A 13,652-nucleotide genomic window follows, 5' to 3' on the forward strand; every position below is an offset into this window, starting at 1 on the left:
AATTTGTAGATCCGCCCTCTTTATTGCCATCAAAAGCAGAAAGGAAGTAGAAGATGATGAATCAGATAATTCCAACCGGGATGACAGAAAAAGAGTACTTTGAAGTTCACGCTAGTCAAGCTGAATTTTTAGACTGGTACCACAAGCAAGCACTCCCTCAGTATGAAAAACCAAGCGTGACGGTGGATATGGTAGCTTATTGCTTTGTGGAAGGGAAAATCAAACTCTTACTAATCCGCCGTAAGGCCCATCCTTATCAGAACTGTTTGGCCTTGGTCGGTGGTTTTATGGATAAAGGGGAAGATGCTATCCATGCTTGTCAGCGTGAAGTGAGAGAGGAGGTTAATCTTGACCTTCCTTTGGAAAAAATCGAACAGTTGATGACAGTATCTACTCCAGGTCGTGATCCGCGGGGCTGGACGGTTACTATCGCCCACTTGGTGTATCTACCTAGCCGCGTACTTGATCTCGTTCAAGCTGGTGATGATGCCAAGGATGTGGTTTTTGTCGATGTTGATTTTCAGACGGGTAAGTGCTTCCTAGAGGGACTAGAGCTGGGGGAGCAAGCCTTCGCCTTTGACCATTATGCCATTATCCAAGAGTCTATTAAACGAATCCAAGGGCGTCTAGACTGGAATCCGACCTTTCTCTATCTGCTAGAGGAGGAATTCACTGTCTATGAAGGAACCGAATTAGTCAATCTCATCAACCCAGGACGACCAATCGTCAGCAATAACTTTCTCGTAAAATACGGTGAGTATGTAGAAGAAGTTGGGCTCAAACGAGTGCCTAAAAAGAAACCAAGAAAAACCTATCGATTGAAATAAAAAGCTTGGGAGCAGAAATCGATAGCCCAAGTTTTGGTTTCCTAGTTTCAGTCCTGAGAAGTTTCAACAAGTCCGATGACTGGTTGAGCTTGAGAATAGAGAAAATAAAGTTTGTATCAAAAGTCAATTCAGCCATCGTGTCAAAGACTTATTAGTCATAAAAAAGTGAGGTCGGGATTTTATCGACCTCTTTTTGTTTAAGGATGTTTATCTTTATTAGAATTGCTCATGATTCGAATGAATAAATCTTTGTATTTATATTTTAAATAATGTTCGTGTAAATACAATAAAGCCACGTAGACAATCATGAAAATGGCAGTTAGGTAGAACAAATCAAATGTTGTTTGAGCGTAATGACTAGCAACCCCATAAGAAGAGAAAGCACCAATAATCAACCAGGGAAGATATTTGTAATATTTCTTTGACATAAACCTACACCTCCAATATCCTATTTCAATTTTATTATAGCCCTTCAAGAAAAAAATGCAAGCGATTACACTTGTAAAATATAGTATTTTTAGTAGGAAAAATTTTCCTGTTTTTTTTTAAATTCTTTACGAATAAAAGATATAGGAGGAGTAAGAAAATAAATGTACTAAAAAATAATTCTAAAAAATTTTAGATAAATAGTTGACAGATTTAAAAACAAATATTACAATAATGTTACAGAAGTATTTCACAACATTTCAAAAAGATTACACAGGAGGCGCATCATGAAAACAAAACATTCAATTCGTTTACTAGCAGTAGCCGTATTGGCTTCAACTTTGCTTTTAGGAGCATGTGGTAATAAAAAAGAAGAAGCTAAAAACGACAATGCAAATAAAACAACACAAACCACGTCAAGTTCAAAGGCAAGTTCTTCAAACAAAGAAAGTAAAACTAAAGCTTCAACAAGTACTACGACTTCAGAAAAAGCTAAATCTTCCTCTGAACAAGCTTCAAGTCCTACAACTCAGAATCAAGAATCCAACCAAGCTGCACCAACTCCCCAAGCTCCTCAGCAACAGGAAACTCCATCTCAACCATCTTCTAATCAGCAAGCTTCACAAAGTCAATCTAATCAAGCAAGCCAGTCAACTTATGACCCAACGACTGACCGCAAATTACAAGACAAGCAGGCAGAACACAATAAACGTTACAAAGGCGTTTTAACCATGGTCGATGGTGATTTTTCAGCAGCAGCAGGAAGCTGGAAGGGTGCCAATGGCGAGACTATCACTGTCTCATCAGGTGGTCAATTTACAGTAGAATCTGTTGATGGCAAGAAAGAAAACTACTCTATCCGAGGCTATGCCTATACTCTTGATGATGGTAAATATAATGCCAAAATTGGTGGTGGAAAAATCATCCAAATTACAACAGGAGCAGATGGAACAGTTTCTAGTGTTGTCTTGATTCAACCATAGAAAGACCCTCAAGTCTTGTCTAGACTTAGTTCTACAAAGAGTAGTCTGACTGTTTTTCACTTAATTTCTCAAAGAGAAGTGGTATAATAAATGCATCAAAGAGGAATGAGTGGTAAATCAATGGCAGATAAATTAATTTTACCTCAAAACACACGACTCATGGGAGTGCTCCTTGGCTTTATAGGTGGTTCTTTGGATGTATTTTGTCATATCCAGTACCATAGTTTGGTAGCTACACAGACAGGGAATATTCTCCTACTGATATCAGATTGGCACGATTCACATGTTATCAATACCATGTTGCGATTCTGCTCCATTATTTTCTTTTCCCTAGGATTTGTTTTTTCCTTACACGTGAAGGAATATCGTAAAACAGCCTATTGGCGGGTTAAGATGCTGCTTCCCTTATTTATTGGAACTCTTCTTCTGCCCTTCTTTTCGAGATTTCCCTTACTAGAAGTTCCTTTTATTGCTTTTGGAACAGGTATGATGATGCTAACATTTACGGGTAGTTTGATTGAAGATCATCCTTATGTCATTTTTATGACTTCTGGAAATTACCGAAAGATGTTGACCGCTTTGTATCGCATAACTAGGGGAGAAGGAAACATCCAAGAATATCGTCGTCAAGCCTTAAACTATGGGATTGTTGTAGGGAGTTTTGTAGTGGGGGCAATTAGTTTGGCTGTATCGATGCATTTTTTCCATGAATGGTCTATTTGGATTGTCAGCTTCAATTTATTTTTGATTATGTCCTACTATATAGCTAGAGTGAAGCAACTAGATTTGCAAGATGAAAATATATAAAAAGGCAAGGCTCTTTTTGAGCTTTGCCTTTTTTGTGAGATAGAAGATTAAGCTTTCTCTAACTGCAAGAGGGCTTCAATCTCAGCCAGAGTGCTGGCTTGTGAAATGGCTCCACGGAGTTTAGCAGCACCAGATGTGCCTCGAAGGTAGTGAGGAGCCAGCCCACGGAATTCACGGACAGCGATATTCTCACCTTTAAGGTCAATCAAGCGTTTCAGATGCTCATAAGCAATCTTCATCTTGTCTTCGAAGGTCAGATCAGGCAGGATTTCTCCAGTTTCAAAGTAATGATTGATTTGATTAAAGAGGTAAGGATTTCCCATAGCTGCGCGTCCAATCATAACGGCGTCGGCACCGACTTCCTCGATGCGTTGTTTGGCTTCTTGGACCGTACGGATGTCTCCGTTGGCGATGAAGGGAATCTTGGTTAGAGCTTGTGCAACCTTATGAAGGGTCTCTAGGTCAGCGTGACCAGTGTACATTTGTTCACGTGTACGACCGTGCATAGCGAGGGCAGAGACACCTGCGGCTTCGGCAGCTAGGGCATTCTCAACTGCTAGGGATGGGTCAGACCAGCCCGTACGCATTTTGACAGTGAGGGGGATATCAAGGACAGATTGAACCTTGTTGATGATAGAGTAAATCTTGTCTGGGTCCTTGAGCCACATAGCCCCAGCTTCGTTTTTCACGATTTTATTCACTGGGCAGCCCATGTTGATATCCACGATATCAGTCTTGGTGTTTTCTTGGATGAATTCTGCTGCGCGAGCTAGGCTATCTTCATCGCTACCAAAAAGTTGGATGGAAACAGGGTTTTCGCTCTCGTCGATATGAAGCATGTGTAAGGTTTTTTCGTTGTTGTATTGGATACCTTTGTCAGAGACCATTTCCATAACAACGAGGCCTGCCCCAAGTTCTTTTGCGATAGTACGAAAGGCTGAGTTGGTCACACCTGCCATGGGTGCGAGGACCGTCCGGTTTGGGATCTCGACGTTCCCAATCATAAAAGGTGTATTAAGATTTGTCACGAATGAGTTCCTCCAGGTCGTTTTCATCAAAGTTATAAGTTGTTTGGCAGAATTGACAAGTGATTTCTGCCCCGTGGTCTTCATCCTTCATTTCCTGTAAATCTGAGCTTGGGAGGCTAGCGAGAGCATCCATAAAGCGTTCTTTGCTGCAGTCGCATTGGAAACGAATTTCTTCTTCGGACAGACGTTTGTATGATTCGTCGCCGTAGATAGCCTTGAGAAGGGCTTCAATATGGTCTTCACTCTCGAGAAGGGTTGAGATAGCTGGCATTTCTTGGATTCGTTTTTCAAAGCGAGCAATCTCTTCTTCCTTGGCTCCTGGCAAAACTTGAACAAGGAAACCGCCTGCTACTTTGACCTTGTCTTCTTCGTCCAAAAGGACATTGAGTCCAACTGCTGACGGAGTTTGCTGGCTTTCTGTCAAGTAGAAGGCAAGATCTTCTCCGATTTCTCCGGAGATAAGCGGAGTCATAGAGTTATAAGGATTTCCAGTACCGTAGTCTGTGATAACGAGGAATTGACCGTTTCCGACAAAAGGTCCAACGAGGACTTCTCCTGTTGCAGTCTTTTTAATATCAACTCCAGGGTTTTGAACGTAGCCTTTGACGTTACCCTTGGTATCTGCAACTGTGATAATGGCACCGAGGGAGCTAGTTCCAAGAACCTTGACGGTTAGCTTGGTATTTCCTTTTTCGTTGGCAGCGAGAATTTGGCTGGCGATAAGGGTACGGCCAAGTGCAACAGTTGAACTGGCTTGAGTTTGATGTTTTTCTTGAGCAGTGCGGACGGTTTCCGTGCTGTCAAGAACGAAAGCACGAAAAGCTCCGCTTTCTGATATAGTTTTAATAATTTTATCCATAGCTACTATTTTAGCATAAAAATGCCCAAAGAGGGAGTGGTGTGTTTGCTGTTTCTGAGGAATAATGACGAGGAAATCAGCTTTAAAATAAAATGAGAAACAGATTATTTCAGCATTTGAAAGATTTATGCTATGCTTGTAGGAGAAAATGAAAGGGGTAACAAATGTATTTAGGTGATTTGATGGAAAAAGCCGAATCTGGTCAATTTTTAGTCCTTTCCTTTTTATTACAAGATTCGCAGACAACAGTCAAGGAAGCCATGGAAGAAACAGGTTTTTCAAAGGCGACCTTAACCAAGTATATCTCTCTAATTAACGAAAATGCTTTAGAAAGAGGGTTAGAGCTGACCATCCACTTGGATGATGAAAGCCTGCGTCTGTCTGTCGGTACTGCCACAAAGGGGAGAGAGATTCGGAGCTTATTTCTAGACAATGCCATTAAGTACCAAATTTTGGTTTACCTTCTCTATCACCAACAGTTCCTAGCCCATCAATTGGCTCAAGAATTAATGATTAGCGAGGCCACGCTTGGTCGCCATTTGTCTAGCTTGAATCATATTTTGTCAGAGTTTGACTTATCCATCCAAAATGGTCGTTGGCGAGGTCCAGAGCATCAGATTCGTTACTTTTATTTCTGCCTTTTCCGCAAGGTCTGGTCCAGTCAGGAGTGGGAAGGTCACATGCAGAAAGCTGAGAGAAAGCAGGATATTGCTACTCTAGAAGAAATCTGCGGTGCCAGCTTGTCTTCGGGTCAGAAATTAGACTTGGTTCTCTGGACTCATATCAGTCAACAGCGCCTTCGGGTTAACGCCTGTCAATTTCATGTTATAGAAGAAAAAATGCGAGGGTATTTTGACAATATTTTCTACCTTCGTTTACTTGGCAAGGCTTCTTCTTTTTTTGGTGGGCAGCACATTCCTCTAGGAACTGAAGATGGGGAGATGATGATATTCTTTTCATTTCTCCTTTCTCATCGTATTCTTCCTCTTCATACTATGGAGTATATTCTTGGTTTTGGAGGGCAATTAGCCGATTTGCTGACACAAATGATCCAGGAAATGAAGAAGGAGGAGTTGCTGGGGGACTACACAGAGGACCATGTCACCTATGAACTCAGCCAGCTCTGTGGTCAAGTTTATCTCTACAAGGGCTATATCTTGCAAGATCGATACAAATATCAGATAGAGCATCGCCACCCTTATTTGCTGATGGAGCATGACTTTCGAGATATTGCTCAGAAAATTTTTGCCTCCTTGCCAGCCTTTCATCAGGGGACGGATCTGGATAAAAAAATCCTTTGGGAATGGCTTCAGTTGTTGGAGTATATGGCAGAAAATATAGGCAAACATCTGAGAATAGGGCTAGATCTAACAGCAGGCTTCCTTGTCTTTTCGAGAATGTCGGCCCTTTTAAAACGATATTTGGAGTACAATCGTTTCATTAGCATTGAAGCCTATGACCGTACTCGTCATTATGATTTGCTGGTTACCAATAACCCCATTCATAAGAAAGAACAAACACCCGTCTACTATTTGAAAAATGATTTGGACATCGAAGATTTAGCTACGATTCGTCAGATGCTATTTGCCTAAAAGACCTGAATTTTCAGGTCTTTTTTGTGAAATTCGCACAATCTCCTCACTTTTTTTTAAAATTTTAAAAAAATTGATGGACATGAAAGCGGTTTATTTTGTATACTAGACAATGTAAGGAGTACGTCTCCTAAAGAATATTTCTTTTTCCCAGGAGGACAGTTCATGTCACAAGAAAAATACATTATGGCCATTGACCAAGGAACAACAAGTTCAAGAGCCATCATTTTTAATAAAAAAGGAGAAAAAGTTAGCTCTAGCCAAAAAGAGTTTACTCAAATTTTCCCTCAAGCTGGTTGGGTTGAACACAATCCAAATGAAATCTGGAACTCTGTTCAGTCTGTTATCGCTGGTGCCTTTATCGAAAGTGGCATCAAACCAGGACAAATCGAAGCTATCGGAATTACCAATCAACGGGAAACAACTGTTGTTTGGGATAAGAATACTGGCCTTCCAATCTACAATGCCATTGTTTGGCAGTCTCGCCAAACAGCTTCTTTAGCTGAACAACTTAAGAGCCAAGGCTATGTCGAAAAATTCCACCAAAAAACAGGTTTGGTCATTGATGCCTACTTCTCAGCAACTAAGATTCGCTGGATCTTGGATCATGTAGAAGGAGCACAAGAACGGGCTGAAAAAGGAGAATTGCTCTTTGGAACCATCGATACTTGGTTGGTTTGGAAGTTGACAGACGGAGCTTCTCACGTAACAGACTATTCAAATGCTGCTCGTACCATGCTCTACAATATCAAAGACCTAAAATGGGATGATGAGATTTTGGAAATCCTCAATATTCCTAAGGCTATGCTTCCAGAAGTTCGTTCTAACTCTGAAATCTATGGAAAAACAGCTCCTTTCCATTTCTACGGTGGAGAAGTGCCTATCTCTGGTATGGCGGGTGACCAACAAGCGGCTCTTTTTGGACAGTTGGCCTTTGAACCTGGTATGGTTAAAAATACTTACGGTACTGGATCTTTCATCATCATGAATACTGGTGAAGAGATGCAGTTATCTGAAAATAACTTGTTGACTACCATTGGATATGGAATCAATGGTAAAGTTTACTACGCTTTGGAAGGTTCCATCTTTATCGCAGGTAGTGCCATTCAATGGCTTCGTGATGGTCTACGCATGGTGGAAAGCTCACCTGAATCTGAACAATATGCACGTGATTCTCACAACAACGATGAAGTTTATGTGGTACCGGCCTTCACAGGTCTAGGAGCACCATACTGGAATCAAAATGCTCGTGGTTCTGTCTTTGGCTTGACTCGTGGAACAACCAAAGAAGACTTTATTAAGGCGACTCTTCAATCCATTGCTTACCAAGTACGGGATATCATCGATACTATGCAGGTTGATGCTAAGACGGCTATTCAAGTCCTTAAAGTGGACGGTGGAGCAGCTATGAATAACTTCTTGATGCAGTTCCAAGCGGATATTCTTGGTATTGATATCGCTCGTGCTAAAAACTTGGAAACAACAGCTTTGGGGGCAGCCTTCCTTGCTGGCCTGTCAGTCGGCTACTGGAAAGACCTAGATGAATTGAAAGAACTCAATGCAACTGGTGAACTCTTCGAGCCTTCTATGAACGAATCTCGTAAAGAACAACTCTACAAGGGATGGAAGAAAGCTGTTAAAGCTACCCAACTCTTTGCAGAAATTGAAGACTAGTCAAGACTTCAGTAGGATAGAAAGTGAAGAATTATGGAATTTTCAAAGAAAACTCGTGAATTATCGATTAAGAAAATGCAAGAACGCACCCTGGATCTTTTGATTATCGGGGGAGGGATCACAGGTGCTGGGGTAGCCTTGCAGGCAGCAGCAAGTGGTCTTGAAACAGGTTTGATTGAAATGCAGGACTTCGCAGAAGGAACATCTAGCCGTTCAACAAAATTGGTCCACGGAGGTCTACGTTATCTCAAACAATTCGACGTGGAAGTGGTATCAGATACAGTTTCTGAGCGTGCGGTGGTTCAACAAGTCGCTCCACATATTCCAAAACCAGATCCAATGCTCTTGCCAGTTTACGACGAGGATGGAGCAACATTTAGCCTTTTCCGTCTCAAAGTAGCCATGGACTTGTACGACCTATTGGCAGGGGTTAACAATACGCCTGCTGCAAACAAGGTTTTGAGCAAAGAAGAAGTCTTGGAACGCCAGCCAAACTTGAAGAAAGAAGGTTTGGTAGGAGGTGGAGTTTATCTTGACTTCCGTAACAACGATGCGCGTCTCGTGATCGAAAACATCAAACGTGCCAACCAAGATGGTGCCCTCATTGCCAACCACGTGAAGGCAGAAGGCTTCCTCTTTGACGAAAGTGGTAAGATTACAGGTGTCGTGGCTCGTGATTTGTTGACAGACCAAGTCTTTGATATCAAGGCTCGTCTGGTTATCAACACGACAGGTCCTTGGAGCGACAAGGTACGCAATCTGTCTAATAAGGGAACGCAATTCTCACAAATGCGTCCAACTAAGGGAGTTCACTTGGTGGTGGACTCAAGCAAGATCAAGGTTTCACAGCCAGTTTACTTTGACACAGGTTTGGGAGATGGTCGTATGGTCTTTGTTCTCCCACGTGAAAACAAGACTTACTTTGGTACAACCGATACAGACTACACAGGTGATTTGGAACATCCAAAAGTGACGCAGGAAGATGTAGATTATCTACTTGGCATTGTCAACAACCGCTTCCCAGAAGCAAACATTACCGTTGCTGATATTGAAAGCAGCTGGGCTGGTCTTCGTCCATTGATCGCAGGCAATAGCGCTTCTGACTACAATGGTGGAAATAACGGAACCATTAGCGATGAAAGCTTCAATAACTTGATTGCGACTGTCGAGGCTTATCTATCGAAAGAAAAATCGCGTGAAGATGTTGAGTCTGCTGTCAGCAAGCTTGAAAGTAGCACATCTGAGAAACATTTGGACCCATCTGCAGTTTCACGTGGTTCGAGCTTGGACCGTGATGACAATGGCCTGTTGACCCTTGCTGGTGGTAAAATCACAGACTACCGTAAGATGGCTGAAGGGGCTATGGAGCGCGTGGTTGACATTCTCAAAGCAGAATTTGACCGCAGCTTTAAACTCATCAACTCGAAGACTTATCCTGTTTCAGGTGGAGAATTGAACCCAGCAAATGTGGACTCAGAAATTGAAGCCTTTGCTCAACTTGGAGTGTCACGTGGCTTGGATAGCAAGGAAGCTCATTACCTAGCAAATCTCTACGGTTCAAATGCACCGAAAGTCTTTGCCCTTGCTCACAGCTTGGAACAAGCGCCAGGACTCAGCTTGGCAGATACCTTGTCCCTTCACTATGCAATGCGCAATGAGTTGGCTCTGAGCCCAGTTGACTTCCTCCTTCGCCGTACCAACCACATGCTCTTTATGCGTGATAGTTTGGATAGCATTGTGGAGCCAGTTCTGGATGAAATGGGACGATTCTATGATTGGTCAGAAGAAGAAAAGGCAGCCTACCGTGCGGATGTTGAAGCAGCCCTTGCTAACAACGATCTAGCGGCATTGAAAAATTAAGAAAAACTAGAAGTGAGGGAACAAGCCTTCCTTGCCTTCCCTCTCCTTCTTTAAAATGGAGACAACGATATGATGAAAGAATTATTTGGAGAATTTTTGGGGACTTTAATCCTTATCCTCCTAGGAAATGGTGTTGTAGCAGGTGTGGTTCTTCCCAAAACCAAGAGTAACAATTCAGGGTGGATCGTCATCACGATGGGATGGGGAATTGCTGTAGCCGTTGCGGCCTTTGTATCTGGCACGCTCAGCCCAGCCCACTTAAATCCAGCTGTGACATTTGCGATGGCCTTAAAAGGAACGCTCTCTTGGGGTTCTGTTTTCCCTTATATTCTAGCCCAATTCGCAGGAGCGATGGTGGCTCAGATTTTGGTTTGGTTGCAATTCAAACCACACTATGAGGCGGAAGAAAATGCAGGAAATATTCTAGCAACTTTCAGCACTGGACCAGCTATCAAAGATACTGTGTCAAACTTGATTAGTGAAATCCTTGGGACTTTTGTCTTGGTATTGACAATCTTTGCTTTGGGGCTTTATGATTTTCAGGCAGGTATCGGCACCTTTGCAGTGGGGACTTTGATTGTCGGTATTTGTCTATCACTAGGTGGGACAACAGGTTGTGCCTTGAACCCTGCGCGTGACCTTGGACCTCGTATCATGCACAGTATCTTGCCAATTCCAAACAAAGGCGATGGAGACTGGTCTTATGCTTGGATTCCAGTTGTGGGACCTGTTATCGGTGCAGCCCTAGCAGTTCTCGTATTTTCACTTTTCTAAGATAATAAAACCCAAATATTTATATCTCAATAAACATAACTTACCAAAAATGACCAAAATAAGGAGCGCTGCCTCACTTCATTTTGGTCGTTTTGATTTTTTTAAGTTTATATACTGGTGTTAATTATTATTTCAGCTAAAAAACAGAGTACTTCACTAGTTCATTCATCAATCTTTTAGGTCTTGAATTATATTTGTTGTTTAAATAATTTTGTCTCGTTATTGGGGTTTAGTGGTAAGAGTCATTTGTTTTTTTATTTTAGGAAATTGGATAATAGAGATATATAGTTTTTAAATTATGATATAATTAATAAAGTTAATTATCCTTGATAATATGATAGGGACTAATCCTAAAATGACAAATCAGGAGATGAGAAAAAGAGAAAAGGAGTCCATCTGGTATGAATTATTTTGAGGGGAATGAGTTTTTCCTTCTATTATTTGTGGTTTTACTGATTGGCTTTGTTTTAAACTATTTTGGCAAGCGTAAGGATTATTATATTTTAAGTCTGTCAATTTTATTTGCAGGAGCCATCTATGGTAAGAGTAAATCCATGGTTGTTTATCTATTGGCTTTCATCATCTACCAATATGTCCTAGTTTTCATAGCACAAAGAATGGATTTAAAACGGTTAAAACCTCTAGTTATGTTATCCATTTTACCTTTAGTGGTCAATAAAGTCTTTGCGATAACCCAGCTACATTTGTTGGCTTTTATTGGGATTTCCTACATGTCCTTTAAGACTATTCAGATCATGCTAGAAATATCGGATGGTTTAATCAAAGAAAAAATCAGTGTAAAAGATTATCTGCAGTTTCTACTCTTTTTCCCTACAGTTAGTTCTGGGCCAATCGATCGTAGCAGAAGATTTCTAAAAGAGATCAATGAAGTCATGCCTAGAAAAGACTACCTAGAGTTAGCAGGTGATGGTATTTATCGCATCGTTTTAGGCCTTCTCTACAAGGTTGTTTTATCAACCTATGTTTACCAGATACTACTTGCTCTAAGCAATACTGGTACAGTTGTCTACTCAATCAAATATATGTACCTGTATACTCTCTATCTGTTCTTTGACTTTGCGGGGTATAGTTTGATGGCTGTTGGAAGCAGTAATGTTTTGGGTATTCAGACACCGATGAATTTCAATAAACCTTTCTTGAGTATTGATATCAAGGATTTCTGGACTAGATGGCACATCACCTTGTCAACATGGTTGAGAGATTTCGTATTTTCAAGAGTTTTGATGCAGGTTATCAGAAAGAAATGGTTTAAGAATAGATTACACAATGCAGCCTATGCCTATATGGTCAATATGTTGGTTATGGGATTTTGGCATGGAATTAGTGTCAGCTACATCGCTTATGGTTTTTACCATGGAATCTTGATGTCTGGATTTGAAATTTATCAAAAGAAAAGCACTTTTTATAAGAAATATAAAAATAAAACTTGGTACAAGCTAATAAGTTGGTTTATGACCATGAATTTAGTTATGATTGGCTTCTTTATCTTTTCAGGTGAACCTTATAAGATAATTATGGCAATTCTAAGTAGATAAAGAGATCTGCTAAAACAAGGAGATTGGACAAAACAAGATGATAAAGTTAAAAGCATTTTTACTATCGCTTGTGCTAGTAATTGCGACTCTTGCTCTTTTAAATGTGACATATGTCAAGAAGATTGACGACTATTATAAAGTCAAGGACAATAGTATTCGCTACAGCACTTCTTATGAAAAGTATAAAAGTAGAGATATTCTAACAAATAATATCACTCCCAATACACTAGTTCTAATGGGTTCCTCAGAGTTAGTTGCGACGATAAATGAAGATTACCATCCCAATAAAATCTTTAACTACAATGATTTTAATATCATGCAGATAGGAACCAGTTATTCTCAAAATATCATTCAAGCTACAACCTTGAGCTCGATTGAGGGGGCTATGAGCAAGCGAAAAGTAGCCATAGTCGAGTCTGTTCAATGGTTCGAAAAGGATGGGACTCATCAAGACGCCTTCTTAAACAAGGCCTCTCAGGAACATATTTTTCACATGCTAGATAACGAGAAAATCAGTAAGGAAACGAAAGAAAAACTGATTAATCGCATTATTGAGATTACCAAAGGGAACAAACAACAAAATGATATCTATAAAAAGTATAAAAGCTATTTTATAGAAGGAAAAGGAACAATCATTGATAAAAAACTGTTGGAACTTGACAATGCCGTTTATTCCTTTAAGCTTAAACGAAAATTCTATGAAAATCATGCCAAATCAGACTATCCTGCACTAGGAGATGAAACTCCGGATTATAATTGGGAGCAGATGACAGATCAGTTTGTAGAAGAAGTTAAAAAGAAAACAGATAACAATGATTATGCTGTGGATAATAACTACTACAATACCTACTTGAGAGACCGCTATGCTTCGTTGAAAGATTCTAACAAAGACTTGAGCTACATAGAGTCACCAGAGTATTCAGATATGGAGCTCTTCTTGACAGTTGCTAAGGAATTGGGAATTGAAGTTGAAGTCATTATCTTTCCTGTAAATGGTAAATGGAATGATTACACAGGTGTTTCACGAGAAATGCGTGAAGAAACTTACAAAAAAATAGAAAATATTGCCAAAAACCACGGTGCTACGGTGTTAAACTATGGAAATAAAGAGTATGAAGATTACTTTTTATTTGACGTGATGCACGTTGGGGTGAAAGGATGGATGGAAGTTGAAAAAGAACTTTACAAATTTGCAAATGAAACTAACTGACACACATCGTTTACTATTGTGGACCTTGTTTTTCTATACAGTTATTTTAAGCATCG

General features: G+C 40.5%; 12 protein-coding genes. 9 read left to right on the forward strand and 3 right to left on the reverse strand.

The features are described 5' to 3' along the window. The first annotated feature begins 53 nt into the window (after positions 1-53). Positions 54-827, forward strand: coding sequence for an NUDIX hydrolase (locus KBU52_RS08575; protein WP_036757978.1), 774 nt, complete (start codon positions 54-56; stop codon positions 825-827). 197 nt (positions 828-1,024) lie between these two features. Here KBU52_RS08575 and KBU52_RS08580 read toward each other — a convergent pair whose 3' ends face one another. Next, positions 1,025-1,255, reverse strand: a complete 231-nt coding sequence (locus tag KBU52_RS08580; protein WP_036757976.1) for a hypothetical protein — start codon at positions 1,253-1,255, stop codon at positions 1,025-1,027. A 285-nt stretch (positions 1,256-1,540) separates the two neighbouring features. On the opposite strand from KBU52_RS08580, the gene KBU52_RS08585 reads away from it, so the two are divergent. After that, a complete protein-coding gene (locus KBU52_RS08585) occupies positions 1,541-2,236 on the forward strand; it encodes a hypothetical protein (protein ID WP_036757974.1) in 696 nt (231 codons plus the stop codon). 120 nt (positions 2,237-2,356) lie between these two features. Continuing rightward, positions 2,357-3,043 (forward strand): YoaK family protein, encoded by a 687-nt coding sequence (locus KBU52_RS08590; protein WP_036757999.1) that lies wholly within the window; start codon positions 2,357-2,359, stop codon positions 3,041-3,043. 47 nt (positions 3,044-3,090) lie between these two features. On the opposite strand, the gene dusB is transcribed toward KBU52_RS08590, so the two are convergent. Next, complete coding sequence (gene dusB / locus KBU52_RS08595) at positions 3,091-4,071, reverse strand: tRNA dihydrouridine synthase DusB (protein ID WP_036757972.1); 981 nt, start codon at positions 4,069-4,071, stop codon at positions 3,091-3,093. Further along, positions 4,058-4,930 carry an Hsp33 family molecular chaperone HslO gene (hslO, locus tag KBU52_RS08600; protein WP_036757970.1) on the reverse strand — a complete coding sequence of 291 codons (873 nt, stop codon included), beginning with the start codon at positions 4,928-4,930 and terminating at the stop codon, positions 4,058-4,060. The genes dusB and hslO overlap by 14 nt, the downstream gene beginning before the upstream one ends. Positions 4,931-5,094: 164 nt before the next feature. Here hslO and KBU52_RS08605 point away from each other — a divergent pair, with 164 nt between their 5' ends. From KBU52_RS08605 to dltD, 6 genes are all read left to right on the forward strand, one after another. Next, on the forward strand, positions 5,095-6,522 hold the full coding sequence (locus KBU52_RS08605; protein WP_036757967.1) for a helix-turn-helix domain-containing protein: 1,428 nt from the start codon (positions 5,095-5,097) through the stop codon (positions 6,520-6,522). Positions 6,523-6,687: 165 nt separating this feature from the next. After that, the gene (gene glpK / locus KBU52_RS08610; RefSeq protein ID WP_009730830.1) at positions 6,688-8,196 is read left to right on the forward strand and encodes a glycerol kinase GlpK; all 1,509 of its coding nucleotides are present in this window, start codon (positions 6,688-6,690) and stop codon (positions 8,194-8,196) included. 33 nt (positions 8,197-8,229) lie between these two features. Next, on the forward strand, positions 8,230-10,056 hold the full coding sequence (glpO, locus tag KBU52_RS08615; protein WP_036757964.1) for a type 1 glycerol-3-phosphate oxidase: 1,827 nt from the start codon (positions 8,230-8,232) through the stop codon (positions 10,054-10,056). A gap of 69 nt (positions 10,057-10,125) precedes the next feature. Next, positions 10,126-10,830: an MIP/aquaporin family protein gene (locus KBU52_RS08620; RefSeq protein WP_036757962.1), complete on the forward strand. Its 705-nt coding sequence runs from the start codon at positions 10,126-10,128 to the stop codon at positions 10,828-10,830. A 401-nt stretch (positions 10,831-11,231) separates the two neighbouring features. Further along, positions 11,232-12,386 (forward strand): D-alanyl-lipoteichoic acid biosynthesis protein DltB, encoded by a 1,155-nt coding sequence (gene dltB / locus KBU52_RS08625; protein WP_036757960.1) that lies wholly within the window; start codon positions 11,232-11,234, stop codon positions 12,384-12,386. Positions 12,387-12,423: 37 nt separating this feature from the next. Continuing rightward, on the forward strand, positions 12,424-13,596 hold the full coding sequence (gene dltD / locus KBU52_RS08630; RefSeq protein ID WP_036757958.1) for a D-alanyl-lipoteichoic acid biosynthesis protein DltD: 1,173 nt from the start codon (positions 12,424-12,426) through the stop codon (positions 13,594-13,596). Positions 13,597-13,652 lie beyond the last annotated feature (56 nt).

The sequence above is a fragment of the Streptococcus sp. 9.1(2021) genome (genome assembly GCF_030466425.1).
In the GTDB taxonomy this organism is placed as follows: domain Bacteria; phylum Bacillota; class Bacilli; order Lactobacillales; family Streptococcaceae; genus Streptococcus; species Streptococcus wuxiensis.